The sequence below is a fragment of the Azospirillum picis genome (genome assembly GCF_017876115.1).
In the GTDB taxonomy this organism is placed as follows: Bacteria; Pseudomonadota; Alphaproteobacteria; order Azospirillales; family Azospirillaceae; genus Azospirillum; species Azospirillum picis.
Genome location: NZ_JAGINO010000004.1, coordinates 185,246 through 209,881 on the forward strand (window position 1 = coordinate 185,246; position 24,636 = coordinate 209,881).

25 protein-coding genes and 1 pseudogene are annotated in these 24,636 nt (G+C 69.0%); 11 read left to right on the forward strand and 15 right to left on the reverse strand.

The genetic code is table 11. The features are described from left to right. Positions 1–23: 23 nt before the first annotated feature. Positions 24–1,778, reverse strand: a complete 1,755-nt coding sequence (locus tag J2850_RS08140) for a thiamine pyrophosphate-dependent enzyme (protein ID WP_209980464.1) — start codon at positions 1,776–1,778, stop codon at positions 24–26. Between the two features lie 314 nt (positions 1,779–2,092). Between J2850_RS08140 and J2850_RS08145 the strand changes: the two genes are divergently transcribed. Genes J2850_RS08145 through J2850_RS08155 form a run of 3 tightly spaced genes read left to right on the forward strand, consistent with a single transcriptional unit; the run spans position 2,093 to position 5,452 of the window. Continuing rightward, complete coding sequence (locus J2850_RS08145; RefSeq protein WP_246512897.1) at positions 2,093–3,157, forward strand: hypothetical protein; 1,065 nt, start codon at positions 2,093–2,095, stop codon at positions 3,155–3,157. After that, on the forward strand, positions 3,154–3,801 hold the full coding sequence (locus J2850_RS08150) for a gluconate 2-dehydrogenase subunit 3 family protein (protein ID WP_209980465.1): 648 nt from the start codon (positions 3,154–3,156) through the stop codon (positions 3,799–3,801). Before J2850_RS08145 ends, J2850_RS08150 begins: the two co-directional genes overlap by 4 nt. Next, a complete protein-coding gene (locus J2850_RS08155) occupies positions 3,791–5,452 on the forward strand; it encodes a GMC family oxidoreductase (RefSeq protein WP_246512898.1) in 1,662 nt (553 codons plus the stop codon). Before J2850_RS08150 ends, J2850_RS08155 begins: the two co-directional genes overlap by 11 nt. 20 nt (positions 5,453–5,472) lie before the next feature. On the opposite strand, the gene J2850_RS08160 is transcribed toward J2850_RS08155, so the two are convergent. Continuing rightward, complete coding sequence (locus tag J2850_RS08160; protein ID WP_209980467.1) at positions 5,473–6,198, reverse strand: extensin-like domain-containing protein; 726 nt, start codon at positions 6,196–6,198, stop codon at positions 5,473–5,475. A gap of 16 nt (positions 6,199–6,214) precedes the next feature. Then, a complete protein-coding gene (locus J2850_RS08165; RefSeq protein WP_209980469.1) occupies positions 6,215–6,709 on the reverse strand; it encodes a GFA family protein in 495 nt (164 codons plus the stop codon). A 333-nt stretch (positions 6,710–7,042) separates the two neighbouring features. Here J2850_RS08165 and J2850_RS08170 point away from each other — a divergent pair, with 333 nt between their 5' ends. From J2850_RS08170 to J2850_RS08180, 3 genes are read left to right on the forward strand one after another with little or no spacing between them, the layout of a single operon-like run. After that, positions 7,043–7,630, forward strand: a complete 588-nt coding sequence (locus tag J2850_RS08170) for a (2Fe-2S)-binding protein (protein WP_246512899.1) — start codon at positions 7,043–7,045, stop codon at positions 7,628–7,630. After that, complete coding sequence (locus tag J2850_RS08175; protein ID WP_209980470.1) at positions 7,627–8,658, forward strand: FAD binding domain-containing protein; 1,032 nt, start codon at positions 7,627–7,629, stop codon at positions 8,656–8,658. The genes J2850_RS08170 and J2850_RS08175 overlap by 4 nt, the downstream gene beginning before the upstream one ends. After that, positions 8,655–10,937 (forward strand): xanthine dehydrogenase family protein molybdopterin-binding subunit, encoded by a 2,283-nt coding sequence (locus tag J2850_RS08180; protein ID WP_209980472.1) that lies wholly within the window; start codon positions 8,655–8,657, stop codon positions 10,935–10,937. Before J2850_RS08175 ends, J2850_RS08180 begins: the two co-directional genes overlap by 4 nt. Before the next feature lie 102 nt (positions 10,938–11,039). On the opposite strand, the gene J2850_RS08185 is transcribed toward J2850_RS08180, so the two are convergent. Continuing rightward, positions 11,040–12,182, reverse strand: a complete 1,143-nt coding sequence (locus tag J2850_RS08185) for an FAD-dependent oxidoreductase (RefSeq protein WP_209980474.1) — start codon at positions 12,180–12,182, stop codon at positions 11,040–11,042. 80 nt (positions 12,183–12,262) lie between these two features. Here J2850_RS08185 and J2850_RS08190 point away from each other — a divergent pair, with 80 nt between their 5' ends. The 3 genes from J2850_RS08190 (at position 12,263) to J2850_RS08200 (ending at position 15,373) form a co-directional block, all read left to right on the forward strand. After that, a complete protein-coding gene (locus J2850_RS08190) occupies positions 12,263–12,997 on the forward strand; it encodes a TetR/AcrR family transcriptional regulator (RefSeq protein ID WP_209980476.1) in 735 nt (244 codons plus the stop codon). A gap of 583 nt (positions 12,998–13,580) precedes the next feature. Continuing rightward, entirely contained in the window at positions 13,581–14,972 is a 1,392-nt protein-coding gene (locus tag J2850_RS08195) for a S53 family peptidase (protein WP_209980478.1), read from the forward strand. 146 nt (positions 14,973–15,118) lie between these two features. After that, entirely contained in the window at positions 15,119–15,373 is a 255-nt protein-coding gene (locus J2850_RS08200; protein ID WP_209980480.1) for a hypothetical protein, read from the forward strand. Positions 15,374–15,527: 154 nt separating this feature from the next. On the opposite strand, the gene J2850_RS08205 is transcribed toward J2850_RS08200, so the two are convergent. The 9 genes and pseudogenes from J2850_RS08205 to J2850_RS08245 form a co-directional block, all read right to left on the reverse strand. Beyond that, the gene (locus tag J2850_RS08205) at positions 15,528–15,674 is read right to left on the reverse strand and encodes a hypothetical protein (RefSeq protein ID WP_209980482.1); all 147 of its coding nucleotides are present in this window, start codon (positions 15,672–15,674) and stop codon (positions 15,528–15,530) included. 575 nt (positions 15,675–16,249) lie between these two features. Beyond that, positions 16,250–16,969, reverse strand: coding sequence for a metallophosphoesterase family protein (locus J2850_RS08210; protein WP_209980484.1), 720 nt, complete (start codon positions 16,967–16,969; stop codon positions 16,250–16,252). Beyond that, a complete protein-coding gene (locus tag J2850_RS08215) occupies positions 16,962–17,723 on the reverse strand; it encodes a nucleotidyltransferase family protein (RefSeq protein ID WP_209980486.1) in 762 nt (253 codons plus the stop codon). Before J2850_RS08215 ends, J2850_RS08210 begins: the two co-directional genes overlap by 8 nt. A gap of 91 nt (positions 17,724–17,814) precedes the next feature. Next, on the reverse strand, positions 17,815–18,369 hold the full coding sequence (locus J2850_RS08220) for an alpha/beta fold hydrolase (protein WP_209980488.1): 555 nt from the start codon (positions 18,367–18,369) through the stop codon (positions 17,815–17,817). Between the two features lie 30 nt (positions 18,370–18,399). Next, the gene (locus J2850_RS08225) at positions 18,400–18,561 is read right to left on the reverse strand and encodes a transposase (RefSeq protein WP_209980490.1); all 162 of its coding nucleotides are present in this window, start codon (positions 18,559–18,561) and stop codon (positions 18,400–18,402) included. Positions 18,562–18,757: 196 nt separating this feature from the next. After that, positions 18,758–18,964, reverse strand: coding sequence for a hypothetical protein (locus J2850_RS08230; protein WP_209980492.1), 207 nt, complete (start codon positions 18,962–18,964; stop codon positions 18,758–18,760). A gap of 149 nt (positions 18,965–19,113) precedes the next feature. Next, complete coding sequence (locus J2850_RS08235; RefSeq protein ID WP_209980493.1) at positions 19,114–19,938, reverse strand: hypothetical protein; 825 nt, start codon at positions 19,936–19,938, stop codon at positions 19,114–19,116. A 124-nt stretch (positions 19,939–20,062) separates the two neighbouring features. Further along, positions 20,063–20,378, reverse strand: a pseudogene (locus J2850_RS08240) (IS66 family transposase); the annotation flags it as partial. Positions 20,379–20,540: 162 nt separating this feature from the next. Beyond that, on the reverse strand, positions 20,541–20,696 hold the full coding sequence (locus tag J2850_RS08245) for a transposase (RefSeq protein ID WP_209980495.1): 156 nt from the start codon (positions 20,694–20,696) through the stop codon (positions 20,541–20,543). A 100-nt stretch (positions 20,697–20,796) separates the two neighbouring features. Here J2850_RS08245 and J2850_RS08250 point away from each other — a divergent pair, with 100 nt between their 5' ends. Further along, a complete protein-coding gene (locus J2850_RS08250; protein ID WP_209980497.1) occupies positions 20,797–22,047 on the forward strand; it encodes an ankyrin repeat domain-containing protein in 1,251 nt (416 codons plus the stop codon). A 198-nt stretch (positions 22,048–22,245) separates the two neighbouring features. Next, positions 22,246–22,950 (forward strand): hypothetical protein, encoded by a 705-nt coding sequence (locus J2850_RS08255; RefSeq protein WP_209980499.1) that lies wholly within the window; start codon positions 22,246–22,248, stop codon positions 22,948–22,950. 84 nt (positions 22,951–23,034) lie between these two features. Here the strand turns inward: J2850_RS08255 and J2850_RS08260 are convergent, their stop codons facing one another. After that, complete coding sequence (locus J2850_RS08260) at positions 23,035–24,249, reverse strand: alpha-hydroxy acid oxidase (protein ID WP_281414962.1); 1,215 nt, start codon at positions 24,247–24,249, stop codon at positions 23,035–23,037. Between the two features lie 116 nt (positions 24,250–24,365). Then, positions 24,366–24,545: a hypothetical protein gene (locus tag J2850_RS08265; protein ID WP_209980501.1), complete on the reverse strand. Its 180-nt coding sequence runs from the start codon at positions 24,543–24,545 to the stop codon at positions 24,366–24,368. Between the last annotated feature and the right edge of the window lie 91 nt (positions 24,546–24,636).

Genomic DNA, 24,636 nt, shown 5'->3' on the forward strand with positions numbered 1-24,636 from the left:
GGCGGCCTCGCGGGACGATTGCCTCAGATCACTTCGCGCGCGCGGTCCTTGAACACCGTCGCGGCGATCTTCAGGGCGTCGGGGGTGCCGCGGGCCAGCGCCTCGGCGAAGTGCGCGGCCTGCTTCGCCTGCACCTTCGCCGGCATCGGCGGCTCGTTGGTGTCGACGATGCAGTCGACGACCACCGGGCCGGGATGGGCCAGCGCGGCGTCGAGGATGGCGCCGCAATCCTTGGGGTCGCGGATGGTGAAGCCCTTGCCGCCGCAGGCCTCCGCCACCTTGGCGAAGTCGATGGGGTGCAGGTCGCAGACATATTCCGGATTGCCGAGCATCACCATCTGCTCCCACTTGATCTGGCCGAGCGAGGCGTTGTTGTTGATGATGATCTTGATCGGCAGGTTGTATTTCACCGCGGTGACGAAGTCGGCCATCAGCATCGAGAAGCCGCCGTCGCCGACATAGGCGACGACCTGGCGGTCGGGATAGGCGACCTGGGCGGCGATGGCGTAGGGCAGGCCCGGCGCCATGGTGGCGAGGTTGCCCGACAGCGAATGCATCTGGCCGCGCTTCACCGGGATCTGGCGCGCCCACCAGGTGGCGATGGTGCCGCTGTCGCAGGCGACGATCGCGGTGTCGGACAGGCGCTTGCCCAGTTCCCAGGCGGCGACCTGCGGCTTCATCGGCATGTCCTGGCGGGTGCCGCGCTCCTCCATCAGCCGCATCCACTCGGCCTTGCCCTTCTGCGCCCGCTCCAGGAAGGAACGGTCCTCGTGCGGCCGCACCCGATCGATCAGCAGGTCGAGCGCCAGCCGGCAGTCGCCGACCAGCCCGGCCTCCACCGGATAGCGCAGGCCGATGCGGGCCGGGTCGATGTCGATCTGGACGCCGCGCGCCTGGTCGGGCTTCGGGTAGTATTCGATGTAGGGGAAGGTCGAGCCGGCGATCAGCAGGGTGTCGCAGGTCTCCAGTGCCGTCTGCGACGGCTCGGTTCCCAGCAGGCCGATCTGGCCGGTGGTGTAGGGGCTGTCGTCCGGAACGGCGGCCTTGCCCAGCAGTGCCTTGACGATGACCGCCCCGGTCTTCTCCGCCAGCCGTTCGAGCTGGTCGGTGGCGTGCAGCGCCCCTTGGCCGGCCATGATGACGATGCGCTTGCCGGCGTCCAGGATCTCCACCGCCCGGCGCATCTCCGCCTCCGACGGCACCGGCAGTTCCGGTGCGAACAGCGCGGTGTTGTGGCCCTTGACGTTGCGCGGCGCCCGCATGTCGTCGCCGGCGGCCTGCTCCTGGAGGTCGACGGGGATGGTGATGTGGGCGACGCCGCGGTAGGACAGGGCGGAGCGGCAGGCGAGCGTCGCGATGTTGCGGACATGCGCCGCGCCCATGATGCGCTGGTTGTAGACGGCGACGTCCTGGTAGAGCTTGTCCAGCTCCACGTCCTGCTGCGTGTGCGTGCCGACGAGGTCGTGGTATTGCAGCCCGGTGATCGCCAGCACCGGCTGGTGGTCCAGCTTGGCGTCATAGAGCCCGTTCAGCAGGTGGATGCCGCCGGGGCCGGAGGTGGCGATGCAGACCCCCAGCTTGCCGGTGAACTTGGCATAGCCGCAGGCGGCGAAGGCCGCCGCTTCCTCGTGCCGGACCTGGATGAAGCGGATCTCGTCCTTGCGCTTGCGCAAGGCCTCGATGATGCCGTTGATGCCGTCACCGGGGATGCCGAAGATCGTGTCGACTCCCCAGTCGACCAGGACGTCCACCAGGATGTCGCCTGCCGTGCGTGCCATGGGATGTTCTCCGTGCCGCGTAGCCCTTCGGGCCGCTTGGATTGGGGTGCTTGAAGCGGGCTGATCGGGGACCGTGGGCGCCACCCATTGGCTCCCGGTCCCCGCGTCCGGTCTCCTGGGCTCCAACATGATCCCTGCGGCCCGGTTCCGGTTCCCGGCAATGCGGGACGCGAATGCGTGCCCCGCGGGACCTTCCTGACCGGCGCGGAGTTACCCCTCCGGCTGCGGCGTCCGCGACGTGCCGCTCGCCGCAGGCCCGAGGCAGGGCAGGCCCCAGGCAGGGCAGGCCCCAGGCAGGAAGGAAGGGCATGACGATGGCGCTGCTCCCCCTTACGGCGCTTGACGCCGTCCGCCCGCCGCCGGGCGGCGTTCCGGCGGGGGTTGCCCGCGACCCGCTGGGCGCCGGCCGCCGCCGCGTTCGCAACGGGCTGCTGGCCGGGCTCGGCGGCGTCGCCGCGGCGGCGGCGCTCGCCTGGGTGCTGCGGCCCGGCCCGTCACGCGCCGCCGGCACGGATGATGGCGCCCCGGATGACGGGGGCTCTACGGTGCGGGCCGGCCGCCGGCTGAACCGCGCGGCGGCCCTGCTGGGTGCGTCGGTCCTGGCGGACAGCGCCGTCGAGCATTATCGCGGATCCTTCCACAACCCGGCGATGATCACCCCGCTGCTGGCGTCGGGCGCCACCATCGCCGCCAGCCTGCACGGCTCGCTCGACCGGCGGCCGCGCGCCCACCGGTTCCGCGACGCGACCTATGCCGCGGCGGCGCTGACCGGCATCGCCGGCACCGCCTTCCACCTCTGCAACGTGACGCGGCGGCCGGGCGGGCTGTCCTGGCTGAACCTGTTCTATGGCGCTCCGATCGGCGCCCCGGCCGCCATCGGCTTGGCCGGCCTCCTCGGCTTCGCGGCCGAACGGGTGCGCCACGGGCCGGATGGTCCGCCATCGGTCGCCGGCCTGCCGGCGCCGCAGGTGCTGACCGTCCTGTCCGCCGCCGGCATCCTCGGGACGGTGGCGGAGACGGCGCTGCTGCATTTCCGCGGCGCCTACCACAACCCGGCCATGTATCTGCCGGTCACCATCCCGCCCGCCGCCGCGGCGGTCCTGCTGCGCACCCTGTGGCACGACGGGCCGGGGCCGCGGAGGGCGGCGCGCCTGGCGATGCGCGCGACCGCCGGGCTCGGGCTGCTGGGAACCGGCTTCCACGCCTTCGGCGTCCACCGGAACATGGGGGGCTGGGGCAACTGGCGGCAGAACATCCTGAACGGTCCGCCCCTGCCGGCCCCGCCGAGCTACACCGCGCTCGCCTTCGCCGGGCTGGCCGCCCTGGCGTTGCGGGACGAGGTCGCCGGAAGCGGCCGTGAGCAAGGAGACGGGCGATGAGCGACCGCTATCCCGGCTACGACGTTCTGGCCAAGCGCGACGGCCTGTCCTGGAACGACAAGACCCGCGAGGTCGTCGGCCGCCGGCTCGCCGTCGGCATCGACGACCATCGCTTCTTCGACGAGGCGGAATGGGGCGTCCTGCGCGCGCTCTGCGACCGCATCCTGCCGCAGCCGCCGGAGCGCGAGCGCCCGGTGCCGGTCGCAGCGTTGCTGGACCTGCGCCTGCGCGAGGGGCCGGGCGACGGCAATCGCGACGTCGCCCTGCCGCCGACGGATGTCGCCTGGAAACGCGCCCTGGCGGCGCTGGACGCCGAGAGCCGGCAGGCCCAGGGCCGCGGCTTCCCGGACCTGACGCCCGCCGAGCAGGACGCCCTGCTGCGGGACATGCAGGAGGGCAGGCTCGCCGGCCCGGCCTGGCAGGGCATGGCGCCGAAGACCTTCTTCTCCGCGCGCCTGCTGTACGATCTGGTGGGCCTCTATTACGCTCACCCGGCCGCCTGGAGCGAGATCGGCTTCGGCGGCCCGGCGAGCCCGCGTGGCTATGTGCGCATGGGGTTCGACGGCCGCGATCCCTGGGAGGCCGCGGAAGCGGCGCCGGGGCGGGAGGATGCGGCGCGCCGGGAGAACCGCCATGTCCGATGAGCGTCCGGGGGGCGGCGATCCGGCCGAGGCTCCCCGCGCCTGCCATGGCCGCGCGCCGGACGTCTTCGTGCCCGGCGGCTGGGTGCCGATGCGCGAGCACGGCGAGGACGAGCCGGTCGACTTCGCCATCGTCGGCACCGGGGCGGGCGGCGGCACGCTGGCCTGCAAGCTGGCGGAGGCCGGATTCTCCGTCGTCGCCTTCGACGCCGGCGCCTACTGGCGGCCGCTGGAGGATTTCGCCTCCGACGAGATGGAGCAGCAGAAGCTCTACTGGACCGACGACCGGCTGTGCGACGGCGAGCTGCCGTTGAAGCTGGGCGCCAACAACAGCGGCAAGGCGGTCGGCGGCAGCACCGTGCATTTCGCCATGGTCTCCCTGCGCTTCCGGCCCGACTGGTTCAAGTCGCGCAGCCGGCTCGGCTACGGCGCCGACTGGCCGATCGACTGGCGCGAGATGTGGCGCTACTACGCGGAGGTCGAGCGGGCGCTGCAGATCTCCGGCCCCGTCACCTATCCCTGGGGGCCGAAGCGCCCGCGCTACCCGCGCCGCCCGCACGAGCTGAACGCCGCCGCCCAGGTGCTGGCGGCGGGCGCGGAGGCGCTGGGGATCGGCTGGTCGTCGACACCGCTCGCGACCCTGTCCTCGCCGCACGGCAAGGCGCCGCCCTGCGTCTATCGCGGATTCTGCGTCACCGGCTGCTCGACCAACGCCAAGCAGAGCGTGCTGAACACCTGGCTGCCACGGGCGCTGGCGGCCGGGGCCGAGATCCGCGACCTCGCGATGGTCGGCCGGGTCGAGACGGACCGCCGCGGACTCGCCACCGGGGTGCATTATTGTCGCGAAGGCCGCTGGCGCTTCCAGAGGGCGCTCAACGTCGTGGTCGCCGGCTACGCCATCGAGACGCCGCGGCTCCTGCTGAACTCCGCCAGCGGCCTGTTCCCCGACGGTCTGGCCAACAGCTCCGGCCTGGTCGGCAGGAACCTGATGGTGCAGCTCAACCAAGCGGTCTGGGGACGGATGGACCGCGAGGTCCGCTCCTACAAGGGGCCGCCGTCGCTGGCGCTGACCGAGCACTGGAACTATACGGACGAGGGCAAGGACTTCCACGGCGGCTACTGCTACATGAGCCAGGGGCCGCTGCCGATCGTCTGGGCCAGGACGCTGAGCGGACGCGGCCTGTGGGGCGAGGCGCTGATGCGCGAGATGGCGGACTACAACCACAGCGTTGGCCTGAAGATGGTCGGGGAGTGCCTGCCGGACGAGCGCAACCGCGTCACCCTGGCCGACGAGACCGACCGCTACGGCCTGCGCATCCCGCGCATCACCTACGGCTTCGGCGACAACGAGAAGCGGATGATCCGCCATGCCCTGGACTTCATGGGCCGCGCGCTGGAGGCCGCCGGCGCCCGCGGCGTGTGGGAGCAGGACGACGACACCTGCCACCTGAACGGCACCGCCCGCATGGGCGAGGATCCCGCGACCAGCGTGGTGAACGCCGATTGCCGGAGCTGGGACGTGCCGAACCTGTGGATCTGCGACGGCTCGGTCTTCCCGACGGTCGGCGGGGTCAATCCCTCCCTGACCATCCAGGCGGTGGCCTGTCGCACCGGCGACCGCATCGCCGCGCTGGCGCGCCGCGGCGAGCTTTGATCCGCCGGGACGGGCGGCCCTCACCGGCAGACGCCGAAACGCCCCATGTCGAGGTGGAAGTGGTTGCGGTGGGCGGCGTTGTAATCGGGTCCCAGCACCACGTCGAAGAAGCGGCAGGCGCCGTCGCGCAGGTCGCGCAGGAAGGCCGCCTTGCTTTCGCCGTCCGGGCGGCCGCCGACCCCGGCGTCCCCCCAGTCGTTCAGCACGCTGATCCGCGTGCCGTCGGCCAGCACGAAGGCGGCGAGGTCGATGGCGTTGGCGCTGGCATGCTCGCTGCGCCGCCCGGCGGCGCGTCCGTAGACGTTGCGGCAGGCGTAGGTGCCGAGATGCTCGACCCGCGCCACCCGCCGGCCGAAACGGCGCTCGGCCGCCGGCTGCAGCACGTTCGCCTCGAACAGCGTCCAGGCGGCCGCCAGCCCGCAGGTGGCCATGAAGCCGCTGCTGAAGGCGACCTCGGAGCGCGCGACGCGGACCACGTCGCGCAGCGGGCAGTTCTCGCCGCCGTCACGGTCGGGGAGGGCGGTGAAGCGCAGCTCCGTGTTGCCCAGCGCCGCCCGGCACTGCTGCGGGTCGTCCGCCAGCCGCGCCAGCTTGAAGCCGGTCAGCCAGTCCGGCTCGGCCCGCAGGTCGAGCGGCGCCCATGGGTCGTAGCGTGGCGGCACGGCGACCAGGCCGCCCCACAGCGCCGCCCCGCCCGCCAGGACCGCGAGCAGGAGGAGCAGGGTCAGCCACCGGATCAGGCGCACCGTGGGCGACCCCGCGTCAGCGGTCCAGCAGGCCGTGGCGCCGGTGCCAGTCTTCCAGCGACTCCTCGGGATAGCGGGCGAAGTGGCGGTCCTGCGGGCCGGACGGCACCTCCACCCAGGGCGCCTTGTAGTCCAGCATGATGTGCACCCGCTCCGGCGGCACCGGCAGCGGGGTGTCGATGGCCGAGGCGAAGGGATGCACCAGCTCCGGCCAGGCCGGATCCTCCGCCCACAGCGCCGTGCCGCAGTGCTTGCAGAAGTGCCGGTGCGACGGGCCGGGGCAGGTTCGGCCGGGATGGTCCGGATCGTCGATCGGCGCGCGCCATTCCGCCACGGCCTCGCGGCCCTCGACCTCCAGGCTGCCGGCATCGCCGCCGAGGTTGATCGCATAGCCGCCGCCGCCGGCGCTCTTGCGGCAGATGCTGCAATAGCAGCGCAGGAACGGATAGGGTGTCGGCGAGTTCAGCGAGAACCGCACGGCGCCGCAGCGGCAGGACCCTGAAAGCTTCATGGTGTGATCTCCGCGAGTTGAGGCGCTGGGCGCTGACTTTTCCCCCTCCCTAACCCTCCCCCGCTTTGCGGGAGAGGGAACTGCCGCCGCTCTGCTGATCGGTTCACGCCGACAAGCATCCTGCCCCCTCTCCCGCGAAGCGGGGGAGGGATGGGGAGGGGGTGAGGCCCCACACCTTCCGTGCCGCATGACATGGGGGCGGACTCGCCGTTTGACAGCACCTTCCGGTGCGGAACGGTGGCGGACCGGCGGTGTTACCAACCCAGCCAAGACGCGCCGCCGCCCGCCTGGAGCGGGCGGCCCCTGCGTATTCCAGCCGATCGTGGAGAGGTCATGTCCCAGCCAACAGGCAGCGCGTCCCTTGGGCACGCGCAGCAGCAACCGGCACCGCCGCCTCCCGACCTCGTCGAGGTCACCCTGACGATCAACGGCAGTCCGAAGACGCTGCACGTCGCTCCCTGGACCAGCCTGCTGGACGCGCTGCGCCTGCAGCTCGACCTGACCGGGACCAAGAAGGGCTGCGACCACGGCCAGTGCGGCGCCTGCACCGTGCTGGTCGACGGCCGGCGCATCAATTCCTGCCTGACGCTGGCGGTGATGCAGGAGGGGCGGGCGGTCACCACCATCGAGGGGCTGGCCCGCGGCGACGCGCTGCATCCGATGCAGGAGGCCTTCGTCGAGCATGACGCCTTCCAGTGCGGCTACTGCACGCCGGGCCAGATCTGCTCGGCCGTCGGCATGCTGGAGGAGGGGCGGGCCACGACCGACGACGACATCCGCGAGCTGATGAGCGGCAACCTGTGCCGTTGCGGCGCCTATCCCAACATCGTCGCCGCCATCCGGCAGGTGATGGACGCCCAGGCAACGGACGCCAAGGGAACGGACGCCAAGGCAACGAACAAGGCCGGAGGCCCGTCATGAGGGCCTTCTCCTACGATCGTCCCGACGGCGTCGACGCCGCGCTGCGCGCCGTCGCCGGACAGGCGGAGAGCGGGTCGCCCGGCTCCGCCCAGCCGCCGGTGAAGTTCGTCGCCGGCGGCACCAACCTGCTGGACCTGATGAAGGCCGACGTGATGCGGCCGGACCGCCTCGTCGACATCTCGCGCCTCGGCCTCGACGGCATCGAGGAGACCGACGGCGGCGGCCTGCGGCTGGGGGCGCTGGCGCGCAACGCCGACACCGCCTACGACGAGCGGGTGAGCACGCGCTATCCGATGCTGTCCAAGGCGATCCTGGCCGGCGCCTCGGCCCAGCTCCGCAACATGGCGACCAACGGCGGCAACCTGCTGCAGCGGACGCGCTGCTACTACTTCTACGACACCGGCACCCCCTGCAACAAGCGCGAGCCGGGCACCGGCTGCGGCGCCATCGGCGGCGTCAACCGCATCCATGCCATCCTCGGCGCGAGCGACCAGTGCATCGCCGTGCACCCGTCGGACATGTGCGTCGCCCTGGCGGCGCTGGAGGCGGAGGTCCGCGTCACCGGGCCGCGGGGCGAGCGCGTCATCCCCTTCGCCGAGTTCCACCGCCTGCCGGGCGACACCCCGCAGATCGACAGCACGCTTGCCGCCGACGAGCTCATCACCGCCATCGACCTGCCGCCCCAGGGCTTCGCCGCGCATTCCACCTACCTCAAGGTGCGCGACCGCGCCTCCTACGCCTTCGCGCTGGTCTCGGTGGCGGCGGCGCTGGAGCTGGAGGGCGCCAACGGCGCGACGATCCGCTCGGCGCGGCTGGCGCTCGGCGGCGTCGCCCACAAGCCCTGGCGCGACCGCGAGGTCGAGGCGGAGCTGGCCGGCAAGCCGGCCTCGCTGGAGACCTTCCGCGACGCCGCGCGCCTGCTGCTGCGCGAGGCCAAGGGCCGGTCGCACAACGCCTTCAAGATCGGGCTTGCCGAGCGCGCCATCGTCCGCGCCCTGGCCGAGGCCGCCGGAGTGGAGCACCCATGATCGCGAAACCGACCATTCCCGACCTCCTCGACCAGTCGCCGGACCGTCCGGGCGCCCAGATCGGCAAGCCGGTCAGCCGCGTCGACGGCCGCCTGAAGGTGACCGGCGCCGCCAAATACGCGGCCGAGTTCAACACCCCCGGCCTCGTCCACGGCTACATCCTGTCGAGCGCCGTCGCCCGCGGGCGCATCCTGCGCATGGACACCGCCAGGGCGCTGGCATTGCCCGGCGTGCTCCAGGTCTTCACCCACGAGAACCGCCCGAGCCTGCCGTGGTTCGACCGCCGCTGGAAGGACGACGACGCGCCGAAGGGCTCGCCCTTCCGGCCGCTCTACGACGCGACCATCCACCATGCCCTCCAGCCCATCGCGCTGGTGGTGGCGGAGAGCTTCGAGCTGGCGCGCTACGCCGCCCGGCTGATCCATGTCGAGTATGAGGCCGACCCGCACCAGACCGACCTGCAGGCCGCCAGCGCCGCCGCCTTCACGCCCGGCAAGGACAAGGGCGGATTCGAGCCGCCCCCCAAGCCGCGCGGCGACGCCGACCGGGCGCTGGCCGAGGCCGAGGTCAGCGTCGACCTGGAGTTCACCCAGGCGGTCGAGCATCACAACCCCATGGAGATGCACGCCTCCACCGTCGTCTACCACAATGACGGCACCCTGACCGTCCATGACAAGACGCAAGGGCCGCTGAACACCCAGACCTACGTCTGCAACGTCTTCGGCCTGCCCAAGGAGGCGGTGCGGGTGATCAGCCCCTTCGTCGGCGGCGCCTTCGGCTCCGGCCTGCGGCCGCAGCACCAGCTCTTCATGGCGATGCTGGCGGCGACCACGCTGAAGCGGTCGGTGCGGGTCGAGCTGTCGCGCCCGCAGATGTTCAGCTTCGGCCACCGGCCGGAGACATTGCAGCGCGTGGCGCTCGGCGCGCGCAAGGACGGCACGCTCACCGCCATCATCCACGAGGCGGTGCAGGAGACCTCGCAGACCGAGAACTATGTCGAGGTGGTGGTCAACTGGTCGGGCCAGCAATACAAGTGCGACAATGTCCGGCTCGACTACAAGCTGGCGCGGATGGACACCCACACCCCGCTCGACCAGCGCGCCCCGGGGGCGGCGACCGGCGTCCCGGCGCTGGAGATCGCCATGGACGAACTGGCCGCCAGGCTCGGCATGGATCCGCTGGAGCTGCGGCTCAGGAACTACACCGAGATCGACCCCAACACCGGCAAGCCCTTCTCCAGCAAGGAGCTGCGCGCCTGCTTCCGCCAGGGGGCGGAGCGCTTCGGCTGGAGCCGGCGCAACCCGGTGCCGCGCTCGATGCGCCAGGGGCGGCAGCTCATCGGCTGGGGCATGGCCACCGGCGTCTGGGACGCCATGCAGGGGCAGGCGTCGGCCCGCGCGCGCCTGGGCATCGACGGCACGCTGACGGTCGGCAGCGCCACCGCCGACATCGGCCCCGGCACCTACACGGCGATGACGCAGATCGCCGCCGACGTGCTGGGCCTGCCGCTCGACAAGGTGTCCTTCCAGCTCGGCGACAGCAACCTGCCGATGGCGCCGCTGCAGGGCGGTTCCTGGACGGTGTCGTCGGTCGGCTCGGCGGTCAAGGCGGTCTGCGACCGGCTGCGCGAGCGGCTGGCCAAGCTCGCCACCGGCTTGAACGACGGGCCGCTGAAGGGCCTGAAGGCCGGCGATCTCGACTTCGCCGGCGGCTTCCTGGTCGCCAGGTCCGACCCGTCCTGGCGCCTGTCGATCACCGAGGTGATGCGCGCCAACGACCTGCTGGTCCTGGAGGAGGAGGCGCTGTCGGTTCCCTATTACAAGGCGCAGATGCAGCACAAGGCCGGCACCCATTCGGCGGTCTTCGCCGAGGTGCGGGTCGACGAGGATCTGGGCACCGTCCAGGTCACCCGCGTGGTCAGCGCCGTGGCGGCCGGGCGGATCATCAATCCCAAGACGGCGCGCAGTCAGGTGATGGGGGCGGTGGTCTGGGGCCTGGGCATGGCGCTGGAGGAGGAGACGATGACCGACCAGCGCCTCGGCCGCTTCATGAACCACGACTTCGCCGAATACCACATCCCGGTGAACGCCGACGTCCACGACATCGACGTCATCTTCGTCGAGGAGCATGACGAGGTGGTCAACCCCCTGGGTGCCAAGGGCGTCGGCGAGATCGGCATCGTCGGCGTTCCCGCCGCCATCGCCAACGCGATCTATCACGCCACCGGCAAGCGCATCTGCGACCTGCCGATCACCGCGGACAAGATCCTGGAGGGGTGAAGGCGGGGGGCGCGGCCGCCGGCAGGCCGGCGAGGCCGGCAAAGGGCGGCAAAGGGCGGCCGGGGCGGCGGGGCATCACGCCGCTCCGCGGCCGGCGCCGGATCAGGCGCGCCGGCCTCCCTCGCCGCCGGTGAAGAGCCCGATGAGGCCGTGGGGGGCGCGGTCGCCGAGCGTGAGGTCCAGGGTCACGTGCGTTTCGGCCGCCTCCGCAGCACTGCGCACGAACATCGTGGCTTCGTAGGCGGCGAGCGCCGCCTCGGCGTCCTCCGGGTTCGCGGCGATCGCCAGCCCGAGCTCCGCGCCGTCGAGCATCGCCAGGTTGGCGCCTTCACCGTTCGGCGGCAGCAGGTGCGCGGCGTCGCCGAGCAGCGTCACGCCCGGCACGCGCTCCCAGCGGTGTCCGTCCGGCAGCGTGTGGAGCGGGCGCGCGACCGGTGGCGTATCGCTGTCGGTGATCAGCGCGACGAGGGCCGGCGCCCAGCCGGCGAACTCGGCCGCGACCCGTGCTTTCGCATCCGCGGCATCGGCGACGTCCATGCCGTCCGCCCAGCCCGCCGGGCACCGCAGCATGGCATAGGCGTGAATGACGTTTCCCGCCTCGCGGTGGGCGATGAGCCCGCGGCCCGGGACGACCGCGTATGCGGCTCCCCTGCCGATCGCCGCCGCCGTCGCCGGATGGCGCGCATCGACATCGTGAAGGTAGGTTTCGACCGAGGTGAGCCCGGCATAGGTTGGCCGGGCGTCCGAGACGAGCGGGCGGACCCGCGACCAGGCACCGTCCGCGCCGACGAGGATGTCGCTGGTCTCGCGTGAGCCGTCCGCGAAGGTCAGTTCGTGCCGGCCGCCGCCGAGCCCCCTCACGGCCGCCAGCTTCCGGCCCCAGCGGACGGTTCCCGGCTCCAGCGCATCGAGAAGGATGCGGCGGAGATCGCCGCGCAGCACCTCGGGCCGTTGGCCGGTGCCGGTGTCGGGCTGGTCGAACAGCAGGGTGCCGTCGCGGTCGAGCACCCGCGATGCCTCCGCCCCCTCGTGGATGATCGCGCGGAACGCCTCGGTCAGCCCGGCGATCGCCAGCGCGCGCTGGCCGTTGTGCGGATGGATGTCGAGCTGCCCCCCCTGCGTGCGGGCCTGCGCCGAGGCGTCCGCCTCATGAACCGTTACGGGGATGCCGTGCCGCTGAAGGACGCGGGCAAGGACGAGGCCGCCGAGACCGGCGCCCACGATGGTGATGGGTGTCGTCGTCATGATGATCCTGATCGTCTATGGAACGATGTTCCAGTACCCAAGTCTTGGAACGATGTTCCATCCATGTCAAGATGCCGCTCATGACGGGCAAGGCACGACAGACGGGACGGCGCGCGGATGCGCTGTCGAAGGAGCGGATCGTGGAGGCGGCGATCGCCATCCTCGACGCCGAAGGCGAGGGCGCGCTGACCTTCCGCACGCTCGCCGCCCGGCTGGCGACCGGGGCCGGCGCGCTCTACTGGCATGTCGCCGACCGGGGCGAGCTGATGACGGCGGCGGTCGACCACGTCCTCGCCACGGCCCTGGCCGGCGTGGGGGATGCCGCTGATCCGCGAAGCGCCATCCGCGCCGTCGCGCTGGCGGTGTTCGATGCGGTCGATGCACACCCCTGGGCCGGCGGGCAGCTTACGCGCGAGCCCTGGCGTCCTGGTGCGCTGCGGCTGTTCGAGGGGATCGGGGCCGCACTCCTCGCGCTCGGCGTGCCCGAGCGGGCGCGCTTCGACGCCTGGTCGGCGCTGGTGAACTACATCGTCGGCGCCGCCGGCCAGAACGCCGCCAACGCCGTCAGCGCCCGGTCGCGTCCCACCGGCGCCGACCGGTCGGCCTTCCTCGGCGGCGTGGCCGAACGCTGGGCGCGGCTCGACCCCGCGGAGTATCCATTCGTGCGCGATCTCGCGGCCCGGATGCGCGACCATGACGACCGCGAGCAGTTCCTCGCCGGCATCGACATCATCGTCGCGGGGATCGAACCCCTTGCACGGCCGCAGCGGTCGCCGGGCGACGAGGTGACCCACGGCAATCGCATATGGCAATAATCGCCCACTCCCGCCCCGGGAGAGGGAGGGGACCCACGAAGTGGGGAGGGTGAGGGGTGTTCCAAGACCCCGGAACCGCAGGGTTTCTTGCATCACCCCTCACCCTTCCCATGCTCCGCATGGGCCCCGAGGTCGCTCGCAAGGCTCGCGACCGCATTCCACCTACGACTGCCTTGCAGTCGTCCGGCCTGCGGCCGTCGGTTCCATGCCCTCTCCCGGGGCGGGAGAGGGGCCATATGCGATTGCCCTGCGAGGCGGCGTGAGACCTGTTCCGCCTTTGGGCGGAAGGCTCTGGCTTCAGACACTCATGCTTGGCTTGCGGGCGCTGGAGACCGGGTTGCCGCATTGACCGGATCCGTCGCGGAGTAGTTCCGGTGGCCTTGCCAGGCCGCTCCGTTCGTCATCGATGGTGTCCACCGCCGTCATCAAAGGAAGACGAAAGGAACACGGACGAGCAGGAACAGGCTCCCTCCGTCGCCGCGCTCGACCGGCCGCCAGCGACCGGCCTGCATCATGGAACCCATGGGCAGGGTACGGCCCGCTCATAAAATTTCAGGCGTAATTAGTTTGACTATATCCCGTAATGAGGGTAATTTCCGCGCAAAAACAACAGCAAGTTCGTGAAATCCCAGAAAGAAAACTACTATTAAGGGATTTTCCCCTTTCCCAACAGTGCGAGGATGGAAGCCCCATGACCAATGGATTCGTGACGTTGCCGGGAAGCCACCGTGGCCATAAGCCCGCCACCCGGCGGCTTGGCGGGATCGCGCAGGACGCGACGCTGGAACTGACGATCGCGCTTCGAGGGCCCTCGCTTCCGAAGGCCGACGAGATCGGGCTCAAGCCGATGTCGCGGGACGAGGTCGAGGCGGTGCTCCCGGCGTCTGCCGACGACGCCGACAAGGTCGTGAAGGTCCTCGAAGGCTTCGGCTTCCGGATCCTGGACGTGTCGCTGCCAACCCGCTCGATCCGCGTGGCCGGCACCGTCGCCTGCGCTGAAGCCGCCTTCAAAGCCAACCTCGCCTTCTACCATGACGACGCCCAGGGCACCTTTCGCGGTCGCGAGGGCGAGCTTTGCCTGCCGGCGGATCTCGATGGCATCGTGACCGGGGTCTTCGGTCTGGACGAGCGCCGGGTGGCACGGCGCAAGACGGCCGCCACCGGCACCACCGCAACTGGAACCGCCGCCACCGGAACGGCGGCCGGAACGACCTCCGCCGGGGACCTGGCCGGTCCGGTGACGCCCGCCGACATCGAGCGCCACTACAATTTTCCGCCGGGCGATGGGGCCGGGCAGCGCATTGCCATCGCCGAATTCGGTGGCGGCTATTTCGATGAGGACCTCACCGAATTCTGCGCCAGGAACGGCCGTTCGAAGCCGACGGTGCAGACTGTGCCTCTTGGTGCTCCGGCCCTGACGCTGGACCAGATCCTGGCTTTGCCGCCGCACGAGCGCGACTCGCAGCTCGAAGACAGCGGCGAGGTGATGATGGACGTGGAAATCGTCGCCGGACTCTGCCCGGCCGCCGATATCCTCGTCTATTTCGCCCCATTCACGCAGAAGGGCTGGGTCGATCTGCTCGACGCCATCATCAAGGATGCCGCCGACGGCACCCCTCTGACCGTCTCGATCAGTTGGGGCTATCCCGAGGATGTCGCCGACGGGTTGTCGGCGGCGGCGATCCAGGCCATCGGCCAGAAGTTCCAGACCCTTGCGATGATGGGCGTCACCGTCTGTGTTGCCGCCGGCGACGACGGCTCGGGGGATAATGTCGAGGACGACCGGGCGCATGTGAATTTTCCTGCGTCCAGCCCCTTCGTCCTGAGCGTCGGCGGCACGATGGCGGCGAGGAGGTCGTCTGGTGGACCAGCCCCGGCTGGCGGAAGCCCAAAAGCCATGGCGGTGCGACGGGCGGCGGCATCAGCACGGTTTTCCCGCGGCCGGCATGGCAGGCGGTGCAGGTCTCCTCGCTGAACCAACCCTCCCTCGACGGCCGGGTGGTTCCCGATGTGGCCGGCCTGTCCGGCAATCCCTTCTACTCACTGATCCTGCGTGGCGCAGAGTCGGCGAACGGGGGCACCAGCGCGTCCGCGCCCATGTGGGCATGCCTGGTCGCCCGCATGAGCGCCCAGTCCCCGGCCGGCGGGCAGAAGCGTTTCCTTACGCGCCTTCTCTATGAAAAGCTGCCGGACGGTCGGACGGTGGGAAGCGTCGGTTGCCGCCCCATCACCCAGGGCAACAACGCCTCCTATCCTCACCCCGGCAAGGGGTACGACGCAGGACCAGGATTCTCCGCCGTGGCCGGCTGGGGCGTCCCGGACGGGCAAGCGCTCCTCACCGCCCTGGAGCAGGTCGGCACCGGTGCGTCCGCCTAGAGTGTGATCGTTTCAAGCGGTATCGCCTGAAACCTGCTCAAACGGAAAAGGAAAAGCCTGAAGCCTCCGCACAACGCCGTAGGCGATCGGGAGGCGGTCTGGTCGCATGAGGATCCCCCTCCCGGTGTCGGGAGGGGGAAGTGAGCCTCGCGTATCAACCCATGATGTTTTCGTCGACGATACGACGACCGAGGTCGGCACGCTGTTCATGATCGGCCTTCGGGGTCTTGGCGATGGTTAAGCCAAGCCCTGATAAAAGAAGGACGCTCAACGACGCGACGGTGACGAGATTGCAAAGCATGTGACCAACCCTTTCGATACCTGGCCCTTGAGGATCCGGATCCGTGAATCGCACGATCCCTTCTGCGGTCTTTTCCCGAACCTTTGACGTCCGGGACGCCGCGTTTAATCCGCCAGCCTTCCGATGGTGCCGAACCGGATGATCCGCATTACGGAACATATTGATTCCAACATCTTATCGGCGTGAGCCGCGCGGGAGGCGTGAGATAATCCTACCCGCTGGGTACGGCAATGGATCAAAGATGGATCACGGCGCAGCTCAGGCACTCGTAAACGGCATAACAAAAAATTCACCAAACCGTGGCATTGCCTGCAACCCCTCGTCGCCACCCCGTCCGTCCCCCATTTTCCGTGGGAGAGAGAGGGCAGGATGCTTGTCGGCCTGAACCGATCCGCAGACCGGCGGCAGTCCGCTCTCCCGCCTCGGCCGACCGAAGGTCGGCCCGAAAGCGGGGGAGGGTCGGGGAGGGGGAAAGTCAGCTTACCGATCCCCGGAAACCTGTGCATGCGCGCAACGTCTCCCGGAACGCCACCCGTTCACACACGCGTCGGCTCGCCGGGCGCAAGGCCGGGGACTCAGACCCGGATCAGTGCATAGGGCCGGCCGGTGTCCTTCGGGATGGTCTGGGCGACGTTGTAGACGGGGGTGCCGCGCAGCGTGGTGCCGGTATAGCTGCCGTGATGCGCATGGCCATGCGCGATGGCACGGACATTGTCGAAGCGGTCGATGGTCTCGGCCAGCCGCGAGGAACCGAGGAAGGGGAAGATCTCCGTCGGCTCGCCTTCCACCGTCGCCGCGATCGGCGCGTAGTGCAGGACGACGAACACGCGCTCGGTGTCCAACTGCCGGAGTGCGCTTTCCAGCCGCATCGCCTCGTTGACCGCCTCGTGCACGAACTGCTTGATCGCCGGCTCGCCGAAGCTGTCCAGCATCCGGTTGCCGAAGCCGCCGCCGAAACCCTTCACCCCGGCGAAGCCGACGCCCCGGATCTCCAGCGGCGCGCCGTCGAGGAAGCGGACCCCGGCCTGCTCCAGGATGTGCTGGACCTCTTCCAGGTGGCCGCACTCATGGTCGTGGTTGCCGAACACCGCGACCACCGGAATGCCGATGGCCCGCAGATCCTCGGCGAGGATCTCGGCCTCGCGCGGCTTGCCGTGGTTGGTCAGGTCGCCGCACAGCGCCAGCACATCGGCTTTGCCGGCGATCTCCTGGAACAGCTCCCGGAAGGGGTGCTGCGAGGTTTCCCCGACATGGATGTCGCCGATGGCGGCGACGGTCAGCGTGCTGTCAGCCATTCTTGCCCTCCTCTCCAACGACGTCGGCGAAGCCCCACTCGGTGACGTCGATCAGGTAGTCCTCGCGCGAGAACAGGCGGCCGCGGCAGATGCGGGTCTGGGCGACCGGGAGCTTGGCGCGCTCGTGCATGCGCTCCAGCAGCTCCGACACCAGCCAGTCCGGCACGCAGTCACGCTCGGTCGGATAGATGAAGCGGAAATTCAGGAGATGGATCAGCAGCACCTCCCAATACTGCCCCATGTGGGCGAGCAGCCGCTTCCAGTCGATCGCGTCATGCTGCTTCAGGATCAGGTGCGCGACATCGGGACCGTCATACTTGTGCCGCATCTGGACGAAGGATTTCGAGAAGATCATTTCGGTCGGCGCGACGATGCGGACGTCGGTGCCGCAGATCACCGCCCGGTGCTCCTCCTTGAACCAGCGGTCGGTGACCGGGTTGATCGCGACCGCCGAGTTGAAGATGACGTCGAAGAACAGGTCGCCATGCTTGACCTTGCCGATCCAGCGCTCGTCCTCGATCTCGGTTTCGAAGCCGTGGTCCTGGAAATGGCCGAGGATGCGGGGAAAGTCGCCGCCGCAGCAGAAGATGTCGATGTCCTTGGTCGGCCGGGTGATGCCGGTGTAGGCGCTGACCGCATAGGTCCCGCCGAGCAGGAAGGGAATGCCCGACTGCGTCAGCAGCTTGAGGCTTTCGGTATAGAAGGCCTCGGCCTCCGCGCTGACCGTGGCGTTGCCCTCACGGAGTACGCTCATGGACCACTCCCCTTTGCATGCCGCGCTCGGCACGTTGCCCGGGTACAACAGGGCAACATGCCGAAGCGTTGCAGGCCGCTCGGGAGCGGCTTCAACCGTATGACGCCCGCCGGTTCGTCCGCCCGATCGCCGCGGCGATGGTCCGGTCGAGGGCGGGCGGCACCTCATGCCCCACGCCGTCGAGCATCATCAGGGCCGCCTGTAGGATCGACGGCCCGGTATCCCGGCCGAAGGCCGGCGGGAAGAGCGGGTCCTCCATCCCATGGACGACGAACGTGGGTGCTGTGATGGTCACCAGGCGCGCACGACGGTCGCCCGCCACGGCCATGGCCGCGATCTGAAGTCTGGGGCCGGCGGAATCGTGCCCGCGGCGGGTTTCCTCCAGGATGAGGAGGCGGTGATGCGCGTCGTCGAACGGATATCGGGATCCGGAGAGACGCCGCGCGAAGGCGAGACGGTGTGCCAGGACATCAAGCCGGTCGGCGGAGGGATCGGTCGGCGGACGCATCAACATCACCATGATCGCCGTGCTCTCGGTCGAAGCTGCTGGTGGCGGCATCGGTCCAGGGAGTTCCCCGCCTGTCGGTTCGGTTTCAGCCGGCTCCGGCGTGATGGTCACCGCCAAGAAACTGGACGGTTCGGACATGGCGGTTCCGCTGGACTGCATCAGCCTTCGTCAGCGGTACAGCAGGCTTTCGTGCACGCCCGGCCGGCGGGCCGCTTGCATCACCACCACACCGGGGCGGAACGCCTCCTCGACCATCCGCACCTTCTCCGCCGACATGTAGGTCCGCCGCCGCTCCGTCCCACTCAGAACCTCGACCCGTTGATAAGCCATGACGTTTGCAACTCGTTTGCGTCCGCGCGATGACGCGCCGCGCAAAACTCGGACGGTGGACCCTGCTTTGCCAAGGCGGTGCTCACCGGGGGCGTACTACTCGGACCTCGTCATCTCCAGAAGGTCGGCTCCGGCGGCCCGCGAGAGGCGACCGGTCATCGCGCCGCCAAAATGGCTGGCTCTCGCATCGCCAATCTCATGACCGCCTGATCCCATAAACGATAGCCACCACGGAAACCGCGACGGGCGCCCAGAAATGGATGAGGCCGATCTGGCTCCAGACACTGAATTCTTCGCGGCAGCCGGTGGGGTTCATCCCACAGCCAAGCGGCACGAAATAGGAGAACCACACAAATGTTGCGATGAGGAGCAGGATGCCAAACAGCAGGGAGAATATTTTCACGGGGTTTCCTATTTGCCGTCGACCGTCCAGCCGCTTTATCATTTGCTTGAGTGTCTCCCGGCGGACGATTACCGATCTCGATATCCGAAAGTGACCGTTTCGACTTGCCTATAAGCCTGTCGCGGGCAATCCGCTTCTTGCGTCAGCCGTTATCCCGCGAATTTCGTAGCGCGATGGTACATGTTTACCAGACGGCGGCGGAACGCCTGCCGCTGATCGTGGTCGACAACAGAGGCGGCACGGCTCAGCTCCCCGCATTGTCCGGCAAACCCAACGACTTCGACATCCTCCGCGCAACGGCCGAGCCAGTTCGCCGATTGCGCCTCCGCCCGGCTGTAAATTGCCAGCGCCCGATCGCAAAGTCCGGGCATGCCGTCGCTGCAGCCCATCGCAAAGGCGAGATAGGCGATATACTCCGGCTGCCATACGTGTTCGTCGACGCCCATTTCGTCCGCGTCGGGAATGCTGTCGGCGAGAACCTCGCACCCGTTTCCGTCGATGAACGGCTCGGGATTGTGCAGGAAGCATGCGCGCGAGAGTTCCGCAAAGGCTCGGTCGATCCGCGGCTCTCCGGTGAGGCCTTTGCGATAGATGATGCCCAGATATTTGCAGGCATAGGGGCCGATCCCGACGTCATCCGAACCACAGACGATTTCCATCCTCTCCTGTGCGGCTGCATAGTTGCGGAGATCGACGTTCAGGAAATAGATCTTGCCGGCCTCGTAGCAGCCGCCCACCTGAAAGCCCGCATCGCAGGACGCTTGGTAAGCCGCGAGCGCCGCCTTCGCATCCCCGCGTTTTTCCGCCGCAACGCCGGCTTCCCAGCAACTGTCCACATTGGAGACTGGTGTGCAGTCGACAAAGGTCTGTTCGCCCGTCGATGGTTCTGTGCTCTGCATCGGCTCGGCGGTCGCAGAGCCCGACACTGCCGCCATGCCCGTCATCAGGACAAAGGCCGCCAGGATTGATTGCATGTTTCCCTCCCGAACGCTGGCGAATTCTCTTCCGAGACCCAGCACCTTGAGCCGCGCCGCGTTGTGGTTCGGGGGCGGGCTTCTATAGTTTCTCATATCGTTTTTGAATAAGAAACTTAAGCTATCGGTTGCAGCCGGCGAACGCATCGGCCTGCAGCCAGCCCGTGAAGCCGGCCAAGTGCCGTTCGGGATGCTCGCCCTTGCTGCCTCGCGAGTAGTGGAACAGCGCCGCCGGTGGGGCTTGGCCGGCGAACGGCCGGTCATCACGCACGTACACCGACAGCCGCCCGGTGTCGGTCTTGCCCTTGGCCAGCACGGGCACCGGCGTATCGTCGCCATGCAGCCGCCATCACATGCGCGGCGATCAGGTCGTGCAGCGGCTTCAGCACCGCGCCGGCGGTGCCCATCTGGTCGGCCAGGGTGGACAGGCTGACCTCGATGATCGCCGGGCTCGCGGTCGATGTTGCTGGTGGCGGCATCGGTCCAGGGAGTTCCCCGCCTGTCGGTTCGGTTTCAGCCGGCTCCGGCGTGATGGTCACCGCCACGAAACTGGACGGTTCGGACATGGCGGTTCCGCTGGACTGCATCAGTCCTCGCCAGCGCTACAGCAGGCTTTCGTGCACGCCCGGCCGGCGGACCGCTTGCGTCACCACCACACCGGGGCGGAACGCCTCCTCGACCATCCGCACCTTCTCCGCCGGCGTGCAGGTCCGCCGCCGCTCCGTCCCACTCAGAACCTCGACCCGTTTATAAGCCATGACGTTTGCAACGCGTTTGCGTCCGCGCGGTGACGCGCCACGCAAAACTCGGACGGCGGACCCTGCTTTGCCAAGGCAGCGCTCACCGGAGGCGTACTACATGTCGCAGCGTCACTCGCAGAACCCACGGAAGGCTGCATTCAATGCAGCGCCGATTTATCCTGATCGCCGACTGTATCGAGATCTCGGCATCCCGCCGTCTTCCTTCAGACCTGAGAGAGTTGCAGTGGCAAAGGCGAAACGAAAGACGTTGCCGAAGGACTTCGAGAGCTTGCTGAAGACAGGCGATGTCGAAGCGCTGAAGGCGGTTTTCGACGGCTGTGACGTGAATGCCCGCGGCGGGGTGTTCAAGCAGACCGCTCTCGCGTTCAACGATTGCCCCGACGAGCTCGCCCGCTGGCTCGTCGATAACGGCGCGGACTGTTCCGCACCCGACAGTTATGGCGACACTCCGCTTCATTCGCGCTCAGGCCATTGGCAAGGCCGAATCCAGATCCTGCTGGACCTGGGCGCCGATGTGCATAGCGGCGAGAATGGGCGCGGCACGCCGCTCCACAAGGCGGCCGCGGTTGGCAATCGGCGCGCGGTCGAGCTGCTGCTGGAGCATGGCGCGCGCGTGGACGCGCTCGATGGCAGCGGGCAGACGCCCTTGGTCTATGCATTGCGGCGCTGCGCCAATAGCGACATCAGGCGGGTGGAAGCCGTTGCCCAACTGCTGGTGGCGGCCGAACGGCGGCCGGTGGAGGCCAAGCCCAAATCGCTGCTCAGCCGCTTCCTCGGCAGGGGCCATGGCGAGAAGACCGTCGCGACGCCGGAAATCGCGAGCCTGGTGGAGCGCATAGGCAAGCAGTTCGAGTTCCATCGCGCCGGATACAATCCCGACGACGTGGAGGCGACGAGCGCGGCGCTTGACCGGCTTTATGCACTGTTCGGCGTGATGCCGGTTCCACGCCGCGTGATGCATGACGGCAAATCGCCTGTCGTCGCCACCGCGGCCCGGTGGGAAGACCGTTACCAGGAGCTTTGGGACCTGCTCGTACCCTCGGCCGGGCACGCGGACACGGTACAGGGGGAGGTCATCCGCATTGCAGGCAGGATCAACGACGAACTCGAACGCAACGGCGGCGTCAACTGGGATGCGGACTATCGAAAGATGGCCGACGCCTTTCTGCACCACATCCGCTCCGCCACTCCTCTGCCCGACGCCGCGCTGTCGGAGGCCGACCGCCTTATTGCCGAGGCGAAGGCCAGGATCGGTGACGACACCGCCCGGCTTCGTGCGCTCGCCGTCGACTGGGTGGCGTTGAACCCTGCACCCCTGCACCTGCCGCAACCACCCTACAGACGCTGAGACCGCAGCGTCGGGCGTTTCCCGCGGGCGTACGGCGCGGCAGCCTATCCAACGATGCGCGCGGCGGAGTCCAGCCGCCGAAAGGCGCGTCGCCAAAGAGGGGGCGCTTCATCCAGAGCATTCTTGAACAAAAATCCCAAGAGTAGAAAATATTCCTATAGACTCGCCCGCAAGTCCCCTCTCTTGCGGAGTGCCACCATGCCGGTTGACGCCAGTGCCCTCAACCAGGACCGTCTCCCCCGCTGGGCGGAGGAGCCGCCCATTCCCTCCGATGGTTCCCTGGTCCCCGGTTCGCAGTTCCATGAGGAACAGTGGATCATGGCCGCCGGCATGCTGGCCCGCGGCAACTCCTTCCTCCAGGTCGCCCGCGCCATGGGCTGCAGCCGCACCACGCTGTGGCGGGCCTATTACGGGTCGAAGGACCTCCGCGTCCGCGTCTGGTGGGAGCGTGAGGCGCTGAACCGCGAGGCCGAGTTGCGCCTGTCCTCGCTGCGTGCCCTGGTGGCCGAGCAGATCGAGCGGCTGGTTTCGGCCGGCGATCCCTCTACCGTCCGCTGGCTGGCCGAGCGGCTCGGCCTGTTCGCCGGCCTCGACGCCGCTGCCGCTGCCGCCATCCCGGCGGCAGCGGCCCGGCCCGAGGCGCCGCCTGCCGGCGGGTCGGTGGTTGCGCCGATGGCCGGACCCGCCGTCATCGTCCCTGAACTCGACGACGACGCACCGGGTGCGTTGCGGGAACGCAGACCGCCCGATCCGGCGGCGGTCGCCGCCATTCTCGCCCATCCGGAAGCCGAAGGCCCGAAAGGCGTCTACCCCTGGACCCTCAACCCCGACGACCCTTTTCCCAACCTGCCGCCGCTGCCGGGCGGCCGTGGCAGGGCCGGCGTCTTCTCCCGGCGGCTGTAGGCCGGCCGGATGGAACGGCATCGGAAACAACGTTCCATGACGTTCCATGCCGCAGGCCGGCGCAAGGGAAGGGAGCGCCGCCGGTCAGGCCGCGAAGTCGGGCTTGCCGGCCAGGATGTTGGCGGTGACGTCCTTGATGTCGCGCAGGCCGCACATCGCCATGGTGACGTCCATTTCCTTGCGGATGATCTCAAGGCACTGGGCCACGCCGGCCTCGCCGCCGGCGCCGAGGCCATAGAGGAAGGCCCGGCCGATGAAGGTGCCCTTGGCCCCGAGAGCCAGCGCCTTGACCACGTCCTGGCCGGAGCGGATGCCGCCGTCCATCAGCACCTCGATGCGGTCGCCCACCGCCTCGACGATGGCCGGCAGCGCCGAGATCGAGGAGACGGCGCCGTCGAGCTGGCGGCCGCCGTGGTTGGAGACGATCAGGGCGTCGGCCCCGGTGTCGGCCGCCATCACGGCGTCTTCGGGATCGAGGATGCCCTTCAGGATCAGCTTGCCGCCCCAGCGGTCGCGGATGCGGCGCACGTCGTCCCAGTTCAGCGTCGGGTCGAACTGCTCCGCCGTCCAGGAGGACAGCGACGACAGGTTGCTGACGCCGGTGGCGTGGCCGACGATGTTGCGGAAGGTGCGGCGCTTGGTGCGCAGCATGTTGATCGACCAGCGCGGCTTGGTCGCCATGTCCAGGATGTTGCCGATGGTCAGCTTCGGCGGCGTCGACAGGCCGTTCTTGATGTCCTTGTGGCGCTGGCCGAGGATCTGGAGGTCCAGCGTCAGCACCAGCGCCGAACAGCCGGCCGCCTTCGCCCGGTCGATCAGCTTGTCGATGAAGCTGCGGTCGCGCATGACGTAGAGCTGGAACCAGAAGGGCTTGTCGGTATTCTCCGCCACATCCTCGATCGAGCAGATGCTCATCGTCGACAGCGTGAAGGGCACGCCGGCCTTGGATGCTGCGCGGGCGGCCAGGATCTCGCCGTCGGCGTGCTGCATGCCGGTCAGGCCGGTCGGCGCCAGCGCCACCGGCATCGCCACCGGCTGGCCGACCATGGTGCTGGCCAGCGTGCGGTTGGTCATGTCCACCGCCACCCGCTGACGCAGCTTGATGCGGCCGAAGTCCGACTCGTTGGCGCGATAGGTCGACTCGGTGTAGGAGCCGGAATCGGCGTAATCGTAGAACATCCGCGGCACGCGCCATTCCGCCAGTTGCCGCAGATCCTCCACGCAGGTGACGGGCTGGTCGGTGAACAGGTTCGCCCAGCGCGACGGCGGCCGCGACGAGGGCATGCGAACGGAGGTCATGGGACGTGTCTCGACGGTTGCGCATGAAACGAAAGGGGGTAGGATTTGGCCATCGCCCTCGCGCACCGTCAAGCATGCCCTTTCCGCCGGGTGGCGGAGGGCGGCCGCCGCGACGCTCAGCGGGCGGTTCGGCCTTTCCGTTTGGAGCGCGACGCGGCGGGCTTGGGCGGCGTCGTCATCGCCTTGAACGCGGCCGTCTGGTTGCGCTTCGCCGCCGACATCGCGGCGGTCGTCCACAGGCTGGTGGCACGGTTGGCCCAGGACAGCCATGCGCTCATGAAGGGGTTCTTGGTCATCGCCGCGCCTCGGGTCAGGGGATGGATGATCGATTCAACAGGGCCGGCGTGCCGCTGGTTTCACAGGACCGGCGCCTAAACTTTCGGCAGG

Coding starts and splice junctions, on each gene's coding strand:
- J2850_RS08140 (WP_209980464.1), bottom strand. CDS start 1,778: ATGGCACGCACGGCAGGCGACATCCTGGTGGACGTCCTGGTCGACTGG.
- J2850_RS08145 (WP_246512897.1), top strand. CDS start 2,093: ATGGCGCTGCTCCCCCTTACGGCGCTTGACGCCGTCCGCCCGCCGCCG.
- J2850_RS08150 (WP_209980465.1), top strand. CDS start 3,154: ATGAGCGACCGCTATCCCGGCTACGACGTTCTGGCCAAGCGCGACGGC.
- J2850_RS08155 (WP_246512898.1), top strand. CDS start 3,791: ATGTCCGATGAGCGTCCGGGGGGCGGCGATCCGGCCGAGGCTCCCCGC.
- J2850_RS08165 (WP_209980469.1), bottom strand. CDS start 6,709: ATGAAGCTTTCAGGGTCCTGCCGCTGCGGCGCCGTGCGGTTCTCGCTG.
- J2850_RS08170 (WP_246512899.1), top strand. CDS start 7,043: ATGTCCCAGCCAACAGGCAGCGCGTCCCTTGGGCACGCGCAGCAGCAA.
- J2850_RS08175 (WP_209980470.1), top strand. CDS start 7,627: ATGAGGGCCTTCTCCTACGATCGTCCCGACGGCGTCGACGCCGCGCTG.
- J2850_RS08180 (WP_209980472.1), top strand. CDS start 8,655: ATGATCGCGAAACCGACCATTCCCGACCTCCTCGACCAGTCGCCGGAC.
- J2850_RS08185 (WP_209980474.1), bottom strand. CDS start 12,182: ATGACGACGACACCCATCACCATCGTGGGCGCCGGTCTCGGCGGCCTC.
- J2850_RS08190 (WP_209980476.1), top strand. CDS start 12,263: ATGACGGGCAAGGCACGACAGACGGGACGGCGCGCGGATGCGCTGTCG.
- J2850_RS08195 (WP_209980478.1), top strand. CDS start 13,581: ATGAGGGTAATTTCCGCGCAAAAACAACAGCAAGTTCGTGAAATCCCA.
- J2850_RS08200 (WP_209980480.1), top strand. CDS start 15,119: ATGAGCGCCCAGTCCCCGGCCGGCGGGCAGAAGCGTTTCCTTACGCGC.
- J2850_RS08205 (WP_209980482.1), bottom strand. CDS start 15,674: ATGCTTTGCAATCTCGTCACCGTCGCGTCGTTGAGCGTCCTTCTTTTA.
- J2850_RS08210 (WP_209980484.1), bottom strand. CDS start 16,969: ATGGCTGACAGCACGCTGACCGTCGCCGCCATCGGCGACATCCATGTC.
- J2850_RS08215 (WP_209980486.1), bottom strand. CDS start 17,723: ATGAGCGTACTCCGTGAGGGCAACGCCACGGTCAGCGCGGAGGCCGAG.
- J2850_RS08220 (WP_209980488.1), bottom strand. CDS start 18,369: ATGTCCGAACCGTCCAGTTTCTTGGCGGTGACCATCACGCCGGAGCCG.
- J2850_RS08225 (WP_209980490.1), bottom strand. CDS start 18,561: ATGGCTTATCAACGGGTCGAGGTTCTGAGTGGGACGGAGCGGCGGCGG.
- J2850_RS08235 (WP_209980493.1), bottom strand. CDS start 19,938: ATGCAATCAATCCTGGCGGCCTTTGTCCTGATGACGGGCATGGCGGCA.
- J2850_RS08245 (WP_209980495.1), bottom strand. CDS start 20,696: ATGGCTTATAAACGGGTCGAGGTTCTGAGTGGGACGGAGCGGCGGCGG.
- J2850_RS08250 (WP_209980497.1), top strand. CDS start 20,797: ATGTCGCAGCGTCACTCGCAGAACCCACGGAAGGCTGCATTCAATGCA.
- J2850_RS08255 (WP_209980499.1), top strand. CDS start 22,246: ATGCCGGTTGACGCCAGTGCCCTCAACCAGGACCGTCTCCCCCGCTGG.
- J2850_RS08260 (WP_281414962.1), bottom strand. CDS start 24,249: ATGACCTCCGTTCGCATGCCCTCGTCGCGGCCGCCGTCGCGCTGGGCG.
- J2850_RS08265 (WP_209980501.1), bottom strand. CDS start 24,545: ATGACCAAGAACCCCTTCATGAGCGCATGGCTGTCCTGGGCCAACCGT.